Source organism: Enterococcus sp. DA9, from assembly GCF_008000875.1.
GTDB lineage: Bacteria > Bacillota > Bacilli > Lactobacillales > Enterococcaceae > Enterococcus_B > Enterococcus_B lactis.
Window position 1 is genome coordinate 1 of record NZ_CP042840.1, and the last position, 21,303, is coordinate 21,303.

Sequence of the window (21,303 nt, forward strand, 5' to 3'; positions counted from 1 at the left end):
TAAATCACCTTATTCATTTTCGTTGTCCTCCTTTTTCATGGTGTAATAGGCGCCATACTTATTGATATTTTCAAAATAATCTAACCATTCACTTGAAACAGTCTTGGCTTTTTTCGTTTCGACAAATTTCCCATACGTTAGTTCTAAAGCTTGATATTCAGAAGGTTTAATAGTGCTTGGTTTGACACCTACTTCCAAGCATAGTAAGGCTTGGAAAAACCATTTTGCATTCTGCTTTTTCAGTTCTTCCAGTGTTCGATAGTACGTCGCAATGAGATTCATTTCGACACCTGATTCAATCATTTCTTCCACAGCTACCGACAATTTTTCTTTATAATGTTTTTTTGGAACACGTGTTTCGTTGTATAGGAACGTCATATCCTCCATTTTTTGTGCCATGTTATCCAAAGGTAATTTGACAAATTCGTCATAGTAATTTTGAGCCATATTTTTTCTCCTTTTTAGTTCTCTAATTTGGTTAACCAATATTCGTTTTCATAAGTTTCCAAGTTTTCTTGATAATGCAGTTCATATCCTGCAATCTTCACTAGGTCTTCAAATAGCATAGTCGGTGCATCCTCTACTAAAGGGGTTTCTATCGTCCAGTACCGCGGAATAAGTAAAGCTTCTGCTACTTTTTCAGAAATGACTTCTTTGTCCACCAAAATTTGAATGACTTCTTTTACAGTCAATAATTTGTGTTGTGTTTTCATCAGCGTTTCTTTCCTTTCTCCTCAATCAAAATATAATCGCCATAAGACAAGGTATATTTTTTCCCGCATGTTGGACATTGATACAAACGATAGCTTTTGATACATTTCGCTCTTTCTTCACAATCGCATTCGACAGTATGTGGTGCATGATAGTTTGGGAATAATTCGCTGAAGGGAACACCCCAATAATCAAATTTCTTTCGCATGATTGATTCTGCCTCCTCTTAGGAAAGGTTTTACTTCCTTTCGTTAGTTCTTTCTTTATTGATTTGTTGGCCAGAATGAATCAACGAAAAGCGACAAGGACAAGGGCGCGCAGCGTGCCATTTACCCTTGTCCTTGTCGCTTTTTGGTGATAAAAGGCAACTTGTTGCCGGTCTGGCAAATCAATAAAGAGATAGCGAACAGGAACGAACCTTTTGGTGAGAGGAAGCTTTTCCTATTTTGTCTTACAAAGCAAGACCCCTTATCTTAGTGAACGTGCAACGTTCACTTCCTTTCTTCTCGAACGGCGGTGGCGGTTGGAGTGAGAGAAAGGTTTTTCAATTGAGAAGGCGCTTGTACCTTCCTAAACAGGCCTTTCCCTTTCTTCCTGTTTCTATGTAAAACAAAAAGAGCTGCAGTCCTACATTAGGATTGCAACTCTTCTTTTTTTATATGCCCATCGATCGCGTAAAATGATCGGGATTTCTAATATACATGCTAGCAATAACTAGCTGATTTCGTTTATTGAAGTGACCTGTGACGGCAATATTGTATTTTCCATCATCCATAATTAGCAATTTATCGATAATTTCAATATCTGCAACTACACAATTAATCGATTCATGAATCGTTTGTAAAGTAAAGCGAACCAATAACGGTTGCGTTTTTATTACTCGGATTTTATCAAGCAAACCAACATATTTGTTCATCACAATCACCTCGCTAAAATTATAGCAAAAATCCAATCATTTGGATATTTCAATTATGCTATAATAGTCTTGCTGTCTGCTACCCCGGCCTAATCTGGCAAGGGGAGGAGGTTATAGGTTTGAAAATTCTTTTTGATTTTGTTTTTGCAATCATGGCAGAAGTAGCCGCGCACTATATCTGCAAATGGCTTGATTGTAAATTTGCCAAGAAAGACAGTAAGCCTACCCGTTAATTCTTATAATAGAAACGTAAAAGAAAACCACTAGCCCGCCAGCTAGTGGTTTTTGGTTATAGATTGAAAATTCTTTTTGTTGACTAAATTATAACATAAACCGTAGCAAATGCAACCAATAGAAAATGCTACTTAAAACGGTAGATCATCATCGCTAATATCGATTGATTGTCCACCAAATGGATTCTGTGAAGCGTTCAATCCATTGTTGTTAGGCGTCGCTGTATCCCGTTGTTCAAAAGTGGTGGTGCTTGGACTCGTGGACGATTGATCAGCGTGCGCACGGCTCTCTGTCGCTGCTTTGCTTTCTAATAGTTGGAAGTTATCAGCTACAACTTCTGTCACATACACACTTTGTCCTTGCTGGTTGTCATAAGTCCGTGTTTGAATCCGTCCGACAACGCCGATCAAGCTGCCTTTTTTAGCTAATGTCGCCATCGTTTCTGCTGGTTTGCGCCAAATCACGCAATTGATAAAATCAGCTTCTCGATTGCCGTTTTGATTCGTGAAATTACGATTAACGGCTAAGGTAAAAGTAGCCACTGCTGTGCCACTTGCGGTATAACGTAAATCGGGATCTTTGGTTAACCGTCCTACTAAAGTTACATTATTGATCATTTTTATCTCTCCATTTCTCTGTTCATCTGTTGGTGTCTTTGATAAGCTATTTTTCGCTCTTTTTCTTCGACGTGAATCACTTTTTCCATCAAATTACTAATCGAATCCATTGTCTCTTCGTACGTGATCGACGCAGCATAAGGATTGCTTTTTTGATATTTCTTCCAGGTATTTTTTAGCTCATGACTATTTTTCAGTACATCCATATCCTTTTCGTAATAAATCTTTAACGGATCAGTTTTTCCTCGACGTGTAAATGTATTTCTCACACTATCTTTCAAGGTCTTCTCATCGATCTTTTCCATTTTAGGAATAGTATAGAGATCATAAAAATCTTTTCCTCTCGAATTATCTGTTAAAAAATCAAAGGTTGCACTTAATTTTTCGGCAATAATTTGTTCTGTAGGATAAGATTCCAAAGGAATCGTTCGATCTTCAAACATCAATTTATGACTGTGAGTGATCGTTGCAGGATAGATCGAGTCACCTGTAGTCACATCTACCTTAAAATCTGGCCGCATATTTTCCAAATGTGCCAGCACACGTAAGCTAAATCCTGGATAGTAATCGGCTTCTCTCGTTTCTTTCATTCCTTGAATCTCAAATTGAATGCCTTCTTTCGTCGGCGTTGAAAAAATATCGTTTAGAACCGTTGTTAATGTTTCTTTGGTTACTTTCATTTCCCGTAAAGTCGTATCAATGTCTTTGGTTGTACGATTTTCAATGCCATACTTTGAGCCAATTAAGAAGCCGCCTTTTAACACAAAATTTTCACGATAAGGAGACTCTGAGATTTTTTCCAAGAATTTTTCCATCATAAAATGTCTTAAAACAAGCTGCGGATCAACTTCTTTTTCTCTAGAAATATTCTTCACTTTTGCTTTTAATTGCGTAGGTGTCATGTGTCTTCTCCTTTAATTTAAAGCCATAATATAAGAGCGCATCGTTTTATCTGTAGGCAAAATTCGTCGATACTCATTCAATTTTCTAAGATTTTTTCTGTCCGACTCCATGTAGTTTTTGATTGCTTTTACTTTGATTTCATCCTCAACGTTATACCAGGGATTCCAAATGTCACACAAGGTTCTTTCTGGATCATAAGCTATAACAGGATTCCCATAGCGACTCTTTATTTCGATCTTGCCTAATTCATACCATTCCGCTTTTGAATAGTGTAACTCAACCGCGAATTCCTTCAACCCCTTTTCAGAAACGTGATAACCGTAAGGTACGGTTAGATCGATCTGTCTAGGGATCATATCCGTTAAATCATATAAATCCAACGCGGTGATATGCGAAATAATGCCGCGTTCATATTTTTTTTGCGCCATAAACAATTCATCAGGAAATTGACCAGGTAAGGTGAAAAAGCCTGGATACTCTCGATCCAGCTCCCCTCGATCTACCATACGTTTGATCGTAACAGGAGAAATGCCCGCTTTTTTAGCATCCTTCAAAGCCAAAGTTCCATTAAATTCTTCTAGTAGCTTATATACCATTGCTTTTGTCATTTTCTCCCTCCTTTGTATACGTATAAACTTATAAATATAGTATAACATAAGTTTATACGTATACAACAATCAGGAAGATTTTATCGATCTAATTCGATTTCTTTTTGAATCCGTTGCTGGTTCTTTAATTGCTGCAGTCTTCGTTTGCTGGCACGCATTTTTTCCTGTTCTGAACGAATTTTGGTTTTTTGATTTTCGATTTCTTGTTGTTTGTGTGTTGTATTACGCATAAGATTAACCCTCCATTATTTTGTAGTGCGTCGTGTTTTTTTCTTGAAGTTCGTTTTTTTCTTTTCAGAAAATTCAAAGCCTGTAGTGAAGTCTTCTTTTAAAACAATCGTTGCTTCAAACGAACCCTTCTGACCTTTTAACCCTTTCACTGGTTGGCTTGTTCGGCTATTTTGAATAATCTCCTTCAGCTGTGTCGCTGTGAGTTTCTTTTTGGCAATCGTTGTCCATAATTTAAAATCACAGACTTCAGACGTACATGCTGCCACCTTTTGATAAAGTATGACTTCTTGTTCCTGGCATTTTGGACAAATTCCTAAATGACGCGCGGCTTCTTGCTTTTCACTGGCTGCTTTCACTTCTTGTAACGTCGATCCAAAATCAGTGGATTGGATTTGCCCTGGTACGACTTCCAATAAGTGAGAGACAAATTTTTGGATATTAGCTAGAAAAGTGGTTTGTGTTCCTTTTCGTTCTCCAATCTTTAATAAGTAGCTTTCCCATTTGGCGGTCATTTCGGCGCTCGTAAGCAGCGGCTCTTTTTCCACGGCTTGGCAAAGCAAAATCCCTTTATTCGTCACCACGAGCTTATTTTTCTCTACCTTGATATATTCCTTTTGTTTCAAGATTTCAATAATATTTGCCCGTGTCGCTTCTGTACCGATTCCTTCTACTTCTTTCAATATGGATTGCGCTTCTTCACTATCCACGGTTTTCCCAGCTGTTTTCATCGCAGTGATCAACGTACCTTCGGTATAAGGTTGTGGTGGCTTGGTTTCTTTTTCAAGGACTTGTAGATCTACCGTCACCATTTCTCCTTTTGTCACTTTAGGAAGTAGTGTCTCTTCTTCCTTCTCTTTTCCGTCGCTCTCTTTTCCAAATAACTTCTTCCAACCTAGATCTACCGGCACTTTTCCGATTGCTTTTAACTGAAGCTGCTGAACTTGCGTCAAGATCGTTGTTTCTTCATAGGTATATTTTTCCGCAAACATGGCCACCGTTGTTTTTAACACTTGTTCATAAATGGCCTGCTGCAGTGGACTTAATTGTTCAAAAGCCGCTGCCGTCATGACCGTTTTTGTAGGAATGATCGCGTAATGTTCCTGGACTTTCTTATTATTCACATATCGACTATTCGGTGTATGAATAGGAGTAGGAATGGCTTCGGCCTTTAAAAAGTGTTTGTATTCGTCTAAGTGATCCAACAGATACGCATACTCCCCTTCTGTAATATAAGGGGTATCTGTTCGTGGGTAGCTTAGATATTTCCCTTCATACAACCCTTGCATGGATTCCAAAGTATCTTTGGCACTAGCTTTCATGAGCTGATTCATTTTAGACTGAAGGCTGGATAGAGAAAAAAGACGTGGACTTGCCGCACTTTTTTTCTCGGTTTCAACTTGGTGGATCGTACCTGGCTGTTTTCCCAATTGAACCCCCTTTTCTTTTAAATAATCTTCAAATGCTTCTTGCGTCGCTTGGGTTTCATTCGGATCAAGCTTCGCATCAAATGCGCCATTTTGAGCGATTACTTGGGCTTTTCCTTCAAAATAAGGCTCTTTTTGGAAGTTTCTAATCTTTTCCTGCAGCTGATAAATCATGTAAAGCGTTGGGGTTTGGACTCTGCCTAAGGAAAAACTTCCTGGTATGCCTTTTTGCTGCAAGAGTAAACTATACAGTGGGCTGCCGTTCATGCCGATCAACCAATCAGCGATCTGGCGTGCTTGTGCTTCTTCAAATTTGGGATAGGTCTCTTCTGCGTCTCGTAATTGCTGGAATCCCTGATAAATGGCTTCTTTTTCTAAGGAGTTGATCCAAAGTCTTTTAAATATCTTTCCATGATCGGCGCCTGCTTGTTGAATGATCGTCCAAGCTATCAGTTCCCCTTCACGATCGCTATCTGTCGCAATAATAATGGTGTCGGCCGATTGAAGTTGCTGTTTCACCACCTTGAATTGCTTTTTCTTATCTTTAGGAACATGATAGTGATAATGTGTAGGGAAAATAGGCAAATGCTCTAATGACCATTGTTTCCAATTTTCATCGTACATATCGGGCGAATCTAACTCGACTAAATGACCAAAACCATACGTGATCACAGTTTCACCAGGAAACAATCTATCTTGGATTTCAAAATACCCGTCTTTTCGGGTGGCTTTAGAGAAGCTATCGGCATAAGCTTTCGCTTGTGACGGCTTTTCTGCTAAAATAACGGTTTTCATCATGACGATTTCACTCCCTTTCTTGTTGTTTGCCTTGTTGAAACAACATCGCACGTTTTTGCTTTCTGATCTCTTGTTGGTGGATTTCATGCTTCAATTGATCATTCCAATCCTTTTTTACTTCAGGTACAAATTCATGTTCATGATTTTTATAGCCTTTGTAGTATTGTTCTGCTTTATAAGAGAAAAGAATCTGAGCATTAATATCCCCTTTTTCTTGATAAAAACGATCAAAATCGTACGTACCATCCACGCGTTCACAACCTTTTAATTCTTTTGCGACTTCTCTACAAATATCTTTCAAATTAATAGCTTCTATTGAATCGTTAACAGAAAGCTGCTGACCAAAAGACGCATTTACTTTGTGAGCGGAAACCAGTTGGTTCGTTAATTGCAGATTGTTTTCTGTCTTGTGTATGGCCATAATTGCTTCAGGTTCAACTTTCATTTCTTTTGCAACTTCTTCATAAATGACTTTGTATTCTTTTGGCACTTGCCAATCATTAGCGATTCCTCGTTCACAACGTACTTTCTGATTCGTAAATGGATCAACTGCGCCCATTAATTGTTCTTTTTCGTAGAAAATATGTCCTGCACGGTCATTATCCACACAAATCTCAATGGATTGAGGAAAGGCTTGTTTCTTTCTCAATTCAGATACTGCCTCACCAAAATAATGACTGATCACATGGTGTTTTAACCCTTCCATAGAGACTAACCACGTATCGTTTAACTGATCACGATTCAGTGCAGCATAGCTAAGTAAATCAATACTACTCTCAAAAAATTTTAACTGTTTAGGGTCACCGATCTTTAGGTTAAATCCATGATTCGCTGTCGAATTTTTATCTATATGCTTATATGTGCCTCTCTCACCAAAACGTTCATAATCAATGAATGTTCCTTGATAACTCGCCCCTACTGTCTCTTTTGTCTGTGGATCTTTCCATAAAAAGGCGACCGCATGATCCAAACGATCGTCTCGAACTAAGAAATTTTGCCGTTCATGTTTTGGCTTTAGTTCGGCGATCAATCCTTCTTTTTCTGCATAATCAATCAACCAATCGGGCAGTTTTCGTTCTTCCTTCAAATAATTCCTTCCTTTTTCTGTGAGTGGTTGATAATCAACGGGGTGATCTTTGTACTTTTCTGTCTCAAAATGAAGATTTTCTACTCGTTCTGTTTTGTCTTCATTCTTTAGAATAAAATCTGTGGCTGCTTTAAATTGTTGCTTAGAGTCTTGAATCTCTTTATCTATGAAAAAAAGTTTAGCTAATTCAATAATGTCGCCACTAATATTTTGACTGTTCCAATAAAAACGTTGTTTTCTTCGATCAAAAACAAATGAATCATGGTCTTCTAAGCGATAGTCTCGTCCTTTATTGACTACAGCCATTCCATTGTTTCGAGCAAAATCCACTATATCGATCTGTTTACATCGATCAATAAGACTCATTTTTTTCTCGGTCATTTTCAAACCTCCCAAAATAAAAAAGACTATCCGTTTTTCAGATAGTCTTTTTTACTTGTTTTATACGCGTTCTTTTTGTGACAATTGTTGTTCATAATAGATTTCATTTTTTCGTTTGGCCACTTCTGACACTGTTTCAAGTGAAAATCGGAATGGATTTCCTAGCGCAAATTCTTCTGAAGGTAACGCCGTTTGAATCTCTTTTCCATAACTTTTTCCTTTTAAAATCACTTGATTATGCTGCGGATCTTCAATAAACGCCGCATCCTTCAAATGTAACGTTCGGCCCGTGTCTTCTTCCAGGACTTTCCCGTCTTTCTTGTCGATCCAAAGTGAGCCAACGGGCACAATATTCTTTTGTTCTGCTGTTTCTACAACATTTTTCTCATCCTGCTTCACTTCTGCTGGCTGGATCTCTGGTTCTCTTTCTCTGTATTGATTGATTTCATTAGAAATGATTTGAATGAATTCATTTGCGACACGACTGACATCATTCATGATTTTCCCACGTTCCGCAGCTTCCTTATCATCCAACGTCTGACCATTCTTCGTCCATGTCGCAATATAAGGAATAGCTTTCTCCGAGGTGTCCATCCCAAAATGCTTGCACACAATATAGGAGGTCATTTCTGCCTGTAGTTCTTTTGTTGCAGTATCTAATTCTGAAAATTTGTGCATTCTAGCATGGGCTAATTCGTGAATACTTGTGGCTAAATGCTGCGTAGGAGTATTTCGAGTATTCATGACGATTTCTTCTTCGCCAGTAAATTCGTTACGAACGTACGCCCCACGTGCTTGTCCTAATTCTCTTTGATAGACTTCACTTTCTGTCATATCTCGAATTTGAATTCCAATATTTTTGGCTACCGCTTGAATCCCAACTTGAAGTTCTGTATGCCCTGTTTGATCTAATTGAAAATCAAAGACGCGGTTCGGGAAGATTTTCGGATAGTCTTCAGGCTTCAATTGTGTTTGTGTGATATCAAACACTTTTTCAATCGTGTAGTAAGGTTTTTTGATCACTTCGATTTGACCACTTTCGATTCGTTTTTTATCTTCTGGTGTAGCCTCTGTTTCTCGAACAAAGCCACGTCCTTTCTCATAAAATCCTTTGACCGTTTTTCTGACAAAGATCTTGTTCCCTTGTTCCCCTTTTTTGATATAGATTCCTTCTTTTTTCAACGCGGCACGACCTAAACAAGCCGTTGCGCCTGGAAATTGTTCCTCGATCAATAATTGATTTCTAAAGGATCGTTCTGGAAAACGAGACATAAAATTCAAAAGTTCTTTGACGTCTTCAGGTGAATGAGTATGCTTTTTCACCGCATCAATCGCCTGTTGGGAAAGTGATTTGACTTCTTGCTTAATCTCTTCTGCCGTTCGTTTTTGATAACCCTTTTGTTTTGTTTTTGTCTCTTTAATCTCATTTTGTACTCTTGAAATAGGTTCATTTTTGACTGTTTGTTTTTGTTCCTTCTCAGGTACTTGTTCGCACAATCTAGCTAACTCTAAATAGATGGGGTGATTACTATTGACGCCATCCCCTAGATCCATTCGTATCTGATCTACTACTTCTCCATTCTTCACTTCTTCAAAATAGAATTTATAATAGCCTGCTTCTGCGGCGTATTGGTTATCCAGTGTTTTGAGTTGATCGATCAATTCTAGTGTTACGATCTCCCCACCATAACTTTTCAACCCTTTTGCTGGATCATTTTCGTTGAATTCTACTCGATAGAAATGATCGGTTTCTTTCTCCTTCACAGAATCAGTAGGTGTAGCTTCTTCAAGTAATTCACGAACAGCTGCCTTTTCTTCTTCCGACGTGGCTTGGTATTTTTTAGATTCCTCAAATCCCCCGTTTTCATTGAGTTCTAAAGCGACTTTTCGATAGCCTTTCAGAAAATAGATAATTGGATTCTTTTTCCATTGCGTCACTCGTCCGCTGTCAATGATCGCTTGTACTTCAGGAAGAATATTTTCTTTTCCTTTCTCTGATTTTTCTTTCAGCTGTTCTAATGTTTCCAATTTTCGTTGGTATTTTCGGATCGTGGCAGCTGAAAAAGTCGATTCACCTTTTTCAAAGCGTTCGATTTCTTCTTTGATTCTTGGAATATTTTCGATCGTCATATCCAGGCCACCGTACTTGTTATAACCCATTTCCTTTAGCTCTTCTTGTCTTTCAAGTTTTTCTACCTGTTTTTCTTGTTGCTTGATCTCTTCTCTCAGACTTTGGACTTTATTTTCGATTCGTTCTTGTTGCCTAAACCAAGAATGCCCGTTTCTCTTATCTTTCATTGGTTGACCGTTGGTCTTTCTTTGGTGTTCAAACATCTTTTCGATTTGATCATTTAATTCATTTTGCAATCGTGCTAATTTTCTTTTGGATTTTCCCAAACGACTATTGTCTAGTGGTTCTTTTTCTTCTGCCATGTCCGTTTCCTCCTAAACAAATGGATAATTTTCTACTGCATCAACGAACGTTTTTGTAATCAGATTTAACGCTAAAATATCGCCACTTCGATAAGCTTTTGCCGCTTTGTCTGTGACGACAAAAGATCTACCTGTTTGAATTTCTGTCACAAAAACGAGATTGTCTCTGCTTTTTTCAACAACAACTCCAATAGTTGAATAAGCCATTTCTTCTTCCTCCCTTCTCTTTCTTTTGATATAATGTAGTCGGAAATCGCACCACTCATTGAATTGGCGGAAAACAATTCATTGAAAAAAAGAGTCCTGGACAATTACGTTCAGGACTCTTTTACTTCTTTTATTCACTTAACAACTAACATTCTGTGAGTGAAATAGACTCTTCAATGCTTTTACACGGGAAGTTATTGATCCCCTCTTCATTCATTTCCCAAGTAGTATAATAAGGCGCTAACTTGCCCTCATATTCTTGAATGATAAAATATTTTTCACCCTTCACATGATTACAACAGTACACACCAGTAGCTGGGTACTCAACGACTAAAAATTGATTTGGATCAAACTGTTCGTTTCTCAACATTTCTCTTATCTGAAACAAATGCTCTTTTTCTAAACAATCGGGAAGTTGTTCGATTAGTTCTTCTCTTAATGATCCTTCTATAACTTTCCATTGATCTAAATATTGTTTCATTGCTATTCCTCCTACTGTCTTTCTTGTTCCATTTGAATTCTTCGTTGTTGCTCTTCGTATGCTTTACTTGCGTGGTATTTTTCTTCATGGGCATTAATCGTTCGATTTAATTGACGCAAACTCCGTTGCGTGACAACTCTTTGTTGGAATTGTTTCCTTCGCTTCATGAATTCTTCGTAACTATACTTGTATTCATTTGTTGGCAGCTGTTTAAGTGTTCGGAAGGATCGTTCATTGTAAATAGATTGCATCTGATCGACACCTTCTATTAATGGTTTTATTTGACTATCTTGTCTCTTCAGTTCTGTTAGGATGGCATTTCCTGTGCGCTTTTTTAAATCAAAGAGGGCGTTTTTTTCTGCATCCTTTGATTCTCTTTTGCTTTCCCCATAAAGACTTTTTGCTTCTTCTTTCAATGCTTTTGAAATCTGTATATATTCTTGATATTCAGGTTCTTTTGTTAAAACATATTTGGTTAACTCATCGAGTTTCTCTCTTGTGTATGGTGAAAGTTTGGTTCGTTTTTCATCCCCGTAATTCCATTCCGAACGTTTGTCAGGTAGGGTTTTATATACTTCATTTAATAAGTTCATTGCGTGTCGATCGTTACGCGCTGGCTCTTTTACCACTTTTGTTAAGGTGTTACGCAAATCACTTTTCCGCGTCAATAAATTTCGTTTCTCCATATCAATCATTCGATCCTTTTCATAAGAAAAACGTTCTAACTCATGTACATAATTGGTCTTCATTGCGTCTAATGTTGCTTGTCTTCTCTTACCTTTCGGTACAATATAACTCACACCATTTTCAACCTCCGTGTAAGGTTTACGCGTATTTTCTTTTTCAACAACTGCAAAATGAATATGGATATGTTTGGTATTACGGTGAATCGTTGCCATCCAGTAGCCTGTTTCGTTCAGTTGCTCTTTCTCGAACAATGTCTCCATCATTTTTCTTCCAGCTGCTTTTAACCCTTCTTCATCTAAAGTATCTGTTTTGGGATCGTACAATCCTATTTTTTCAAGATACAAATTATCGTGAGAGACAACATCTTGATAAATGATTGATCCTTTTTGTTGTCCTCTCTGAAAGATCTTCTTGATCTCTTTCAGATCACTTCCTTTTACTTCGTCTGAAGCCATAGAAAAAACTCCAGGAAGATTTCCTGAAGCTTTTTTGTGTGGCTCTGCTTGATATTTTTTCATTGCTTGGTTCAAGCGTTGATATTCTTTTTGTTCACTTTTCGTCAGTTCTTTCTTTTGTTCTAACGCATAGTGACGAGTCATATAAGAAAGATATTTGGTAAAATCTTGTTCCTCTAACTTGTCAAAATTGATTCCATATTCCATCAACGATTGAGCTTCATTCGACGTTTCACTGAATTCTTTATCCGTCTTACTCTCCGAAAAAGTTTCTCCTTCAGGAATATAAAAATCCTCTAAAGCATTCTTGATTAGACGCAGTTCCTTTTCTTCCTCGGGCGTACGTCGTTCCTTTTCTTCCAGCGCTTTTTCTCTTGTCATATAATCAATGTATGTTGAAAAAGATTTTTTATTGGGCAAAGTAAATTGACAAGTGAGAATAACTGCAGGCGATTTATTCATCATGTTCCCCTTCTACTTTTATCTTTTTAGAATCTTCGTTGGATCAAATGTATCTACTCTGGCATGAACAGATTCATTCACAGGTTTCTTCAACTGAGGGGAATATTTTTTGGTTTGATTGGATTTAATTTTTCCTTCCACACGTTCTTTTGCTTCTTGGTAAACCGTTGAATTTGTACCAATTAGTATTCCTGTATCTTTCAAATGAAGATCTGCAAACTCTGAAACCATTTCGGTTAAAATAGAAATTTCTTTACTCATTCCATTCAACTTTGCTTGATTGGAATTTACTTTTTTCTCCACTTCTGGATCATAGTTCATACATAAAAAGCGAACAGCTTCACTATAGTTTTTAACCTCTGCATGAGTAGAAATAATTTCATCCAACACATCGATATGTGTTTGGTGAAAGTAAATGTGTTTGTCTATAACCTTTGTCATATCAAAGTTCACTTCCTCTATTTTGGTCGATCAAGATTTCTAAAATACGATTATTTTGGCTAACATATTCTTCTAATATCTTTGTGTTATAGCTTTGAATTTCTGAAAACTTTTCTAATAACTGATCAAACTTTTCTTTTTTATATTCCATCAAAGGACGATCAAAATCATTTTCTATTAGTAATTTTAAATAATCATTACGACTCCATTTATTTCCTGTACGGTTACTTAGTTCGTCACATCTTCGATCAATTTCTCTTACGATTTTCTCATCTACATTTCTTATTCTTACTTCCATATTAATTCCTCCAATTTAAAAAGGATAGCGAAAAGGAGCCTATCCTTTTCGCTATCCTACTTCTATCCTTTTACTATCCTTCGCTATCCTTTCACTATCCTATTTTTAAATATTTTGTTCTCACAATTATTTTTGAGAAACGTAATAGGCACAGCCTATTGAAACACTTTTTTTAAAAAGTGTTCCCACGTTTCCTTATGCTCTTTAAAAGTTTACTTCAAATTATAAAACCTTGAACATTATTAGTTATACCTTCAAATAAATTATTTAAATTATCAAATTCATTAAACCTCATCATCTACATAGTAAGCTTTTTTAGATCATTTTAATGCAACACTTTTTCATAAATTTTATTCGTTAGCAATTGTAACGGCAGGTTATTGTGAGGTGCTATACTAAAATAAATAATCATTTTATAAGCTATTCTCAATGAATAAAAAAAGCCGCTGTCGATAAAGACAAGCGAGCTTTTTCCAAAGGAAATTCTATTTCATGAAACTTGCTTTAAAATTTCTAATTGAAAAGAAGTTTGGGAATGGCTAAATGAACGCAATACCACCTTGAATGTTTCTGCTAGTTATGGGCCACTATTCACGACCTTCACTGAAAGACCATCATAGAAGAATACATTTCTTTAGTACTTTATTAAACCTCCTACAACTAAAGACACGGGTAAGTGCTTTATCCAATTAAAAGCCTTGATGAAACCTAAATACGACCAGAGTTCTCATTACGGGCGTGTGTTTCTTTTGTCAATTGTGTAATTAATAACCCCTATCATACAAAGATAAAATAAGCTACCTACAACTAGTCTGTGCACTGAAAAATCGAAATCATTTATGAAGAAAAAACCACAATAGTATTGCGTAAAGCCCCCTTGAATTGCGGTTACCCAGTACCATTTCATTAATTGAAACATCCTCCTGCTATGGTGCCACCGATACCACCAATAATAATACCTCCAATACCTCCTGGAGAGCCAGCTAGCATCCCACCAACTTGTCCATTGATACATGTTTTTGTTTTATTGGACAAATGAGTATTAAAAATATTTTTCCCTCCGATAATTTGTTTCATCTCTTGTACATTTGACTCTTTTACATTTGACATATCTAACACTTCCTTCTTAATTATGATACAAATTTACTGTATCATACAATAATCTTAAGAATTAAATCTATTCCTGAACCATAGGTAAACTATTCCTCAAAGAAGATAAAAATTGGAATCCATACTTTTTCTCTATAAAAAAAAGCTCCACTTTGTATGTCGGAAACAATTAGGTAAGCAATTCTTATGAACTAATTGATCATTTGTCCTGTACTTCTGATATAGGTAACCCTAACCAGAAAGTGTCAGAATTAGGCCAATCTCTATTTCTATACCAATTGAACGTTTAATTAGTTTCGTAAATACATACCCGATCAATACGAGAATAAAGCCAGATACAAATAAATACATATGTGCAGAAAGAATATTGTCAAGAAGTCCTTCAATCCCACTACTGTTCTTTCTGACAATTCTATTCATTTTATTAGCGATGTGAGAATTACACTTATGGCAAGTAAATCAAATACTTTTAAAAAGGTTTTTCCATCTTAAATTCTTTCTTCTTTTCTTGCCAATGAGGGGACATAATTTCGTTGATCTGTATGCATAGGTAAAGTAACATAACACACGATAACGTACTCATTAACCCCTTAAGTAACAGATCTTCGTCAGAGAACAAAAGAAAAAGCGTTCCGACGATCACGGACACACTGACGAGAAACCCAACGATAAATAGGGCGATATAGCTGATCCATAAAAACTTTTGATACGTTTTTTTCACATAGAACCCACCTTAATTTTTTATTTATTATCAGCTGTAAAATATTTTTTAGCAGCTATATATAGAGATTCAAAAGATCTCAATTTTAATGTATCTAAATTCTTTCTACCATTTTTCAGTTCAGATATTGTCGTGTTAGATAAATTCACTTCTTGACATACATCTTTGACTTTTACAACTTTGAGATAGGCTTTAAACAATACTTTCTGCTCAGCGAAAATATCTTTGCCGACCAAGTTCGCTCGCTTCATTTCTTTCACTCCACCTGTTCTACTAAATATTTTCTTTTGTAATACGATCAATTTTTTCTTGAAGTTTCTGAATGATCTCTTCTTGATCTTTCATTTGCGTTTTCGATGTTTCAATTTCTTGCTGGTAACCATTAATCTTATTTTCAGTATTTTCCTGATCATCTGCGACTTGATAAGGCAACTGATCTTTTAGTTTCTTCACTAATTCTTCATTCAAATCTATGGTTGCTTGGAAAGATTCAATTTGTTTTTGTGCTGCTTTTTGTTCTTTCTTGTATCCTTTCACTTTGTAATTGATCGCATGTTGTTCATAATCTTCGTCTTTCACGTGATCTTTGACCTTATCTTCGTGAATGTAAAAAATCAGATCTTGCGGTTCTTGCATATCCACCTTTGGATCAATTTTTTCAGGAATAATGGTTAATCGCATAGCAATATATTCTTCTGGTACATGCGATAGCTTCACTGCAAAATAATCATCAGACACCTTAATCACTTTGGCTTTTATTGCTTGATAATCCCCTTTAGCTGTCTTTACTTCTACGCGATAATTAAGATTAGCCAGTTCTTTTAATAAGCTTTGATCTTCATCGTCGATCGCAAATTCAAAAACTAATTGCTGGTTCGCTCCTTTTTCTTTTGAAACCATCGTCAGTTCCTTCGTGTTTAAAAATGCGTTCGTGCTTACCTCATCTGGTATGTCTACCTTCTTATGCGTATAAATCGGACTAGCAAGAATTAAAAAGCCGAGAATCATAAAGATTCCCAGCCATCTAAGATAACTTTTTCGTTTTTTGAAACGTTCTCTTGCTCCTTTTTTCTTACTCATTTTCTTCCTCCTAACGAGTAAAATAACTAAAGTCTGTGACTTTCCATTGACCATCTACTTGTTTTTCAGTGACAGTTAATCCACCTTTTATTTTTTGCGGTTTGACATCTTTGAATTGAGGATTGCCGATTGTATAATCAACAAATACAACAAAATTTTGTTCCTCTTTTACACTGCTTGTTTGAGCGTAAGTTTGCACGTCACCTAATGTAAAAGAGTAACTTCCGTAATCATCATGTTGGTGATTATCGTCTGCAGGACTTAATTTGTCGATCACTTCTTGGGTTGCGACATCTTTTAGTTTTTCCGTTAATTCATTTCTGCTTAATGATTTATCAATGGCCAATTGACCGAACTCTTCTGCCGTCTTTCTTTGTGCTTCATTTACTTCCTCTTTTGCTTTTGTGCCATCTTGTTGCTTCAGCTGATGGATTTCTTGGTTTTTCTCATTGATGGTTTGATTTAACTTGTCGATCTTCGCCTGTGCCTCAGAGGAATTTTTTTTGAGCTTCTCAGACGCGTTTTTAGCCACTTCTTCAATTTTATAGGTATTTGTCGCTTGTTCCTCTTTCAGCTGCCAAAATAACGCGATATTGCCGATTAAACTAACGCTAATTGCAGCTGTTAAGACGATTTTTAAAGTTTTATTTTCCATATTTTTTCTCCTGATCTATTTTTTGCTGCTATTCAAAAATGGTAATGGATCGATCCATGTACCATCACCTGTGAATGCGTGTCCTTGTGCTTGACGCCAATCCATGCGAGTGAAGCCTAAATGCAAGTGTGCTGTATCTCGTATCCCGATTACTTGACCAACTTTCACTTGATCGCCTACTTTCACACAAGAATTTCCTGTACTATTCGCAAATTCTTGATACACCATATTCAAGCCATCGTAATTAATCACGATCACACACGCGCCCAAACCTGAAATACCAGGATTGCCAACGTACACGACTTTTCCGACATGAACCGCATGAATCTCACTTCCTGGATGATCAACTGAACCAAAATCTAATCCGTCATGGAAACCATTTGGTCGGAACTCTCCCCCTGGATTCGTTCCAAATAATTGCCCACCGCTAAAGGAACTTTTATCTAAACTGCTGCCAGGGAATGGATTCGTCCATTCACCAGTAATCGTGCCGTTGTTATTGCCACCTTCACCCCAATGTTTGATGGCGAATTCATCATATTCGGTTAATTTATTAGAAGTGATAATTGACATACAACCTGTATAATACGGACTATCTTCCGTAATTCCTGCAGCGGCATAACCGCCTCGTCCTAAGATCAATAAGCTTGCGCCAGGGCTTTTATTTCCGACACAAGCATTAAAATTGGATTGTGTGGCTACCATAAAGCCGTAATAGGAGAAGGCTGCTTTTGAGTTGGGAAACTTCATGTACCAGCCACCTTCAATACCACCGATTCCTCGCGCAGTTCCTTTAGGAAACAGACACCCATCAAACCACGTAATTCCAAAATAGTTGAGATCATTTCTTGCGGACGCCGACGTACCAAACGCTGATTCGTAACCGTATTGAGAAAGGATTACACTTGGTAATAATTTATATTTCACTGCTGCACCTACGGCATATTGCGCAATCTCATCAGAAAAAGGGCCTCTTCCTTTGATTTCTTTATAAATGGGCAATCCTTCCGAATACTCTCCTGTAAAAGTTTCGCCACCACTGCTTGAATCTGAATCCGAATTATCAATCGAACCAGCCGCAAGTATTAAAAATAGGGTCACGAATACAGTGATCAAAATGGTAATCAAACCTGCAGAAGTACCAAACAACCACAAAAATAAGCGTCGCTTTGCACGACGCTTAACATACTGCTTGATTAAACTTTCATTTTGGTTTTCCATTATTTTCCTCCATCAAACAATTTTAATTGACGTTTGTTCGGACTAAAATGAACACGAATGGTTTCTTTTGAGCCAAAATTGATCACAGCGTCTCCTTGATTTTGTTGAGGAATGGATTCTAATTCTGAGTTCGTCATTGATTTACCAACTAATCCTTCTATATGACGTAAAATAGATTCATCCATACGCATAAAGATCTTCGTAGAAGAAAATTCAAAAACTTTCTTCAGTTTCGAGAAGTTATCAGAAGACATATTTTCTGGCACCATTTCTTGTGGGGATTGTGTCGCTAAAACAGTCATTGCTTCTACTTTACGCATTTCTCGTTGGAAGTTTGTGACATAATTTACCGTTTCAATGAAATCTGGATTAATCGCATTATGGCACTCATCAATCATCGCCAAGAAGCGTTTGAAATCTTGTTCTACCATTTGTTTTTCTTTAATTAAACGTCGTTGTCTTCTTCCTTGAATCAATGCCTGATTCCAAATCAACGTCATCGCCATGTACATTTGACATTGTTGCACCCCACGATCCAATCCAGTGATTGAATCAATATCAAAAAAGACCAACTGTTGTTGGTCAAGGTGTCGAATTGTACTATGCCCATCAAAAATCATGCCATACGTCTCACATAAGGATTCTACGATGGATTCCATTTCTTCTTTTCGATTCTTTTTCTCTTGGGAAGCAACTGGTAATTCCAGTTGTCCTAAGAAGTCTAAAAATTCTTTGAATGTCGGATAAGCTTCTGGATCTTTCCCTGTGACTTGCGTATCAGTATTTGAACGCGAGTTTGAGGAAGTAAAGCCGCGTGGTACTGTTCCATACTCTTCATAAAAACGATTTAAATAGGTCTTAAATTCTGCTTTCATCGTTCCTTTTAGCTGAGGACTCACTAACTGTACCTGATAGACCACTTTGTCTAAGTGTGTTTGATAGGACGCTGCTTCATTGATCTTCAAATCTTTGACTGATCCATCGTCATATAAACTGGATGCTTCATCATACGTCCGTGTGGCAAATATTTCTAAAGGATTGATCATCCCGTCAGATCCGTCTAAGCGCACCATAATACCGTTATATTCCTTTAAGAAAGGAATAAAGTCTTTTCCCTTTTCAAAGCCCCAAATAAAGTCTCCTGCAACTAAATGGGCTTCCGCGATCATTTTAAGAACGGTCGATTTACCAGCTCCCATCATTCCTAGAAGCAAGGTATTAGTAGACAACCGTACACTATTTTTATACGTCGCATTCCAGACAAATGGGCCGCCTGTCATGGTTTCCCCATATTGTGTCCCTCCTGGATCTTTTAGCGTTTGGTGGTGGAACGGGAAACCTCCGCCAATGTTTAACGATGGTAGTGATTGCCCTTTGATATTTCCGAACCATTCAGCTTGTTCATCGAACATGGTAAACATCGATTGCCAATCTCGTTTGGTTTTATGCAGATAGGTCACCGCACGATAATCCATCCCTTTGAGATTTTCAATCAGTTCCTGCGCTCGTTCATCTACTTCTTGAATCGTGTTTCCGTAAACATGTACTCTCACTTTGACTTGTTTAGAAATTTCACCATTAGAAGTCAATTTTCGGGCATATTCCGCTAGTTCCAGGTATTCTTCTGCGCTTTTATTTCGGTCAGTCGCTTTTCGTTCGTTATCTGATCGATCATTTAATTCATCTAAGGCACGATTGATTTGATCAATCACTTTTTGCTTTTCATCTGTGCTAACATCGAGTGTGGCCACTGTATGAGGATTGTTCATGAGATTGGCCAACCAAAAAAGCGTTGGATTTTTTGTGTAGTGATAAACTGTCACACACCGTGAATAACCATTTCCATAGGTCACATACTCTTCATCGAAATTTAATCCACCTTGTGGCATCACTTGTTTTAAAAAATCTAAATCATACCCTTTGGATTTTAAAATTTCGATTTCCCGATTTCCTAGTTGCTTTAATGGATCAAGTACTTTTTGATCATTTTGTGGTGAAAAAGCTGTTTTAATCGCTTCTAACATGTACAGTCACCTCTTCTTGTTTGATTCTTTACTTGGTTAAAAGATTGCCCTTTTCCCAACTTACCCAGGCTTAAAGTGTGAGGAAATTTTCTAGTGGTCTCTTCCTTCGGAACATCTTTTTCTAACCATATCAACAGATATTTCATTCTCTCTTCTCCATTCCTACTCATCATTCATATTATTCATTCGATAAAGAATCTTGATCAATTCTTTTTTGTAGAGTGGTTTTAACCCTAAAATGCCACTAGATCGCATTAACTGACGGTTTCTGGTTTGTAAATCCTTGATTGTCTTTCCTTCAATGATGAAAAAGAAGCTTAAGTCAGGACGTTCTTGTTCTGCTCGTTTCAATTCTTGGATTTCCTCTACTAATTTCTTTTCATATTTTCTTAATCGCTGTAGATTTCTTCCTAAGGATTGTTCCATACGATTCTTATCTAATAACTGCCGCTTTTGTACGATTTGCTCCGTTAGATCCGTTTCTGTGGTCAAACTAACTAACTTAATTGTTGGCACATACGTACGCATGACGGTGGTCAACTGATTCATTCGTTCCAGTTTCTCTTGTTCATTTAATCCCTCCACGTCAGTGGAAACTACACGATAATAACGTTGAAAATGATCTTCTTTAGTAACTAAGACCCCCTCTTCTGTACAGGATTTATAAGGAAATAAATCCAAGATCGATCGTTCTTCTGGTTTTCCAAACTGAAAAATGGATTTCTTATCAACAGAGTTTTGTCCTTTGACTCGCATTTATTCATCCTCCTTATACGTACCATGATAATTTCGGTTAGGATCTAGGGCATGGTAATGGTTCTTGTCCGTAAAAAAAATAGATTCGATAATCGCAAAAATCTGGCGTTGACCTGGGTTATTATAGGGTCGCCAAACAATCACTAGAGCTATCGCAATCCATAAGCCATAATTCAAGAGTGCAAAAAAGAGTGGTAAGTGGACAAGATTATTGACTATTTTCGCCCAAAAAAAGCAACCACCAAGCGTTAATAGATCTAAAAAGAAAAAGGCGAAAAACTTCCATTCCCCACTAAATCTTGGAGGATTTTTCATGTTAATATATTTATCCATAAATGATTTCTCCTTTTCATACATAGAAA

25 protein-coding genes are annotated in these 21,303 nt (G+C 37.0%); all 25 read right to left on the bottom strand.

The annotated features are described in order from the left end of the window. Positions 1-9: 9 nt before the first annotated feature. The 25 genes from FTX43_RS13905 to FTX43_RS14025 all read right to left on the bottom strand — a co-directional run bounded on the left by FTX43_RS13905 (position 10) and on the right by FTX43_RS14025 (position 21,274). The gene (locus FTX43_RS13905; RefSeq protein ID WP_002375956.1) at positions 10-447 is read right to left on the bottom strand and encodes a hypothetical protein; all 438 of its coding nucleotides are present in this window, start codon (positions 445-447) and stop codon (positions 10-12) included. 14 nt (positions 448-461) lie between these two features. Further along, complete coding sequence (locus tag FTX43_RS13910; RefSeq protein ID WP_002318324.1) at positions 462-713, bottom strand: hypothetical protein; 252 nt, start codon at positions 711-713, stop codon at positions 462-464. Further along, on the bottom strand, positions 713-919 hold the full coding sequence (locus FTX43_RS13915; protein ID WP_113813397.1) for a DNA helicase UvrA: 207 nt from the start codon (positions 917-919) through the stop codon (positions 713-715). The genes FTX43_RS13910 and FTX43_RS13915 overlap by 1 nt, the downstream gene beginning before the upstream one ends. A 447-nt stretch (positions 920-1,366) precedes the next feature. Continuing rightward, positions 1,367-1,627 carry a hypothetical protein gene (locus FTX43_RS13920; RefSeq protein ID WP_002293538.1) on the bottom strand — a complete coding sequence of 87 codons (261 nt, stop codon included), beginning with the start codon at positions 1,625-1,627 and terminating at the stop codon, positions 1,367-1,369. Between the two features lie 365 nt (positions 1,628-1,992). Beyond that, the gene (gene ssb / locus FTX43_RS13925; protein ID WP_002318321.1) at positions 1,993-2,478 is read right to left on the bottom strand and encodes a single-stranded DNA-binding protein; all 486 of its coding nucleotides are present in this window, start codon (positions 2,476-2,478) and stop codon (positions 1,993-1,995) included. A gap of 2 nt (positions 2,479-2,480) precedes the next feature. Continuing rightward, positions 2,481-3,380, bottom strand: a complete 900-nt coding sequence (locus tag FTX43_RS13930) for a nucleotidyl transferase AbiEii/AbiGii toxin family protein (RefSeq protein WP_002318320.1) — start codon at positions 3,378-3,380, stop codon at positions 2,481-2,483. A 12-nt stretch (positions 3,381-3,392) separates the two neighbouring features. Further along, entirely contained in the window at positions 3,393-3,989 is a 597-nt protein-coding gene (locus FTX43_RS13935) for a type IV toxin-antitoxin system AbiEi family antitoxin domain-containing protein (protein ID WP_002293530.1), read from the bottom strand. A gap of 80 nt (positions 3,990-4,069) precedes the next feature. Continuing rightward, entirely contained in the window at positions 4,070-4,219 is a 150-nt protein-coding gene (locus tag FTX43_RS15000) for a hypothetical protein (protein WP_002293529.1), read from the bottom strand. Positions 4,220-4,234: 15 nt separating this feature from the next. Further along, on the bottom strand, positions 4,235-6,439 hold the full coding sequence (topB, locus tag FTX43_RS13940) for a type IA DNA topoisomerase (RefSeq protein WP_025477734.1): 2,205 nt from the start codon (positions 6,437-6,439) through the stop codon (positions 4,235-4,237). 10 nt (positions 6,440-6,449) lie between these two features. Beyond that, positions 6,450-7,910: a toprim domain-containing protein gene (locus FTX43_RS13945; RefSeq protein ID WP_002318318.1), complete on the bottom strand. Its 1,461-nt coding sequence runs from the start codon at positions 7,908-7,910 to the stop codon at positions 6,450-6,452. A gap of 60 nt (positions 7,911-7,970) precedes the next feature. Continuing rightward, positions 7,971-10,343 carry an ArdC-like ssDNA-binding domain-containing protein gene (locus FTX43_RS13950; protein WP_047929783.1) on the bottom strand — a complete coding sequence of 791 codons (2,373 nt, stop codon included), beginning with the start codon at positions 10,341-10,343 and terminating at the stop codon, positions 7,971-7,973. A 12-nt stretch (positions 10,344-10,355) separates the two neighbouring features. Next, positions 10,356-10,550: a hypothetical protein gene (locus FTX43_RS13955; RefSeq protein WP_002293517.1), complete on the bottom strand. Its 195-nt coding sequence runs from the start codon at positions 10,548-10,550 to the stop codon at positions 10,356-10,358. A gap of 145 nt (positions 10,551-10,695) precedes the next feature. Further along, positions 10,696-11,031 (bottom strand): hypothetical protein, encoded by a 336-nt coding sequence (locus FTX43_RS13960; protein ID WP_002293516.1) that lies wholly within the window; start codon positions 11,029-11,031, stop codon positions 10,696-10,698. Between the two features lie 11 nt (positions 11,032-11,042). Further along, positions 11,043-12,635, bottom strand: a complete 1,593-nt coding sequence (mobP2, locus tag FTX43_RS13965; protein ID WP_033607413.1) for a MobP2 family relaxase — start codon at positions 12,633-12,635, stop codon at positions 11,043-11,045. An 18-nt stretch (positions 12,636-12,653) separates the two neighbouring features. Further along, complete coding sequence (locus tag FTX43_RS13970; RefSeq protein ID WP_002318315.1) at positions 12,654-13,076, bottom strand: hypothetical protein; 423 nt, start codon at positions 13,074-13,076, stop codon at positions 12,654-12,656. A gap of 1 nt (position 13,077) precedes the next feature. Beyond that, entirely contained in the window at positions 13,078-13,374 is a 297-nt protein-coding gene (locus FTX43_RS13975; protein WP_002318314.1) for a hypothetical protein, read from the bottom strand. Positions 13,375-14,280: 906 nt separating this feature from the next. Continuing rightward, a complete protein-coding gene (locus tag FTX43_RS13980; protein ID WP_002342432.1) occupies positions 14,281-14,484 on the bottom strand; it encodes a Blp family class II bacteriocin in 204 nt (67 codons plus the stop codon). A gap of 469 nt (positions 14,485-14,953) precedes the next feature. Next, positions 14,954-15,205: a hypothetical protein gene (locus FTX43_RS13990; RefSeq protein WP_002310985.1), complete on the bottom strand. Its 252-nt coding sequence runs from the start codon at positions 15,203-15,205 to the stop codon at positions 14,954-14,956. A 20-nt stretch (positions 15,206-15,225) separates the two neighbouring features. Then, positions 15,226-15,456, bottom strand: coding sequence for a hypothetical protein (locus tag FTX43_RS13995; protein WP_113813399.1), 231 nt, complete (start codon positions 15,454-15,456; stop codon positions 15,226-15,228). 22 nt (positions 15,457-15,478) lie between these two features. After that, positions 15,479-16,285: a hypothetical protein gene (locus tag FTX43_RS14000; RefSeq protein ID WP_002293510.1), complete on the bottom strand. Its 807-nt coding sequence runs from the start codon at positions 16,283-16,285 to the stop codon at positions 15,479-15,481. A gap of 10 nt (positions 16,286-16,295) precedes the next feature. After that, a complete protein-coding gene (locus FTX43_RS14005) occupies positions 16,296-16,940 on the bottom strand; it encodes a hypothetical protein (protein ID WP_002339834.1) in 645 nt (214 codons plus the stop codon). 15 nt (positions 16,941-16,955) lie between these two features. After that, positions 16,956-18,161 (bottom strand): glucosaminidase domain-containing protein, encoded by a 1,206-nt coding sequence (locus tag FTX43_RS14010; protein WP_002375735.1) that lies wholly within the window; start codon positions 18,159-18,161, stop codon positions 16,956-16,958. Then, complete coding sequence (locus FTX43_RS14015) at positions 18,161-20,185, bottom strand: VirB4 family type IV secretion system protein (protein ID WP_113813401.1); 2,025 nt, start codon at positions 20,183-20,185, stop codon at positions 18,161-18,163. The genes FTX43_RS14010 and FTX43_RS14015 overlap by 1 nt, the downstream gene beginning before the upstream one ends. Before the next feature lie 162 nt (positions 20,186-20,347). Next, complete coding sequence (locus FTX43_RS14020) at positions 20,348-20,941, bottom strand: hypothetical protein (RefSeq protein ID WP_002307538.1); 594 nt, start codon at positions 20,939-20,941, stop codon at positions 20,348-20,350. Beyond that, complete coding sequence (locus FTX43_RS14025) at positions 20,942-21,274, bottom strand: hypothetical protein (protein WP_002295656.1); 333 nt, start codon at positions 21,272-21,274, stop codon at positions 20,942-20,944. It abuts the gene before it with no gap. Positions 21,275-21,303 lie beyond the last annotated feature (29 nt).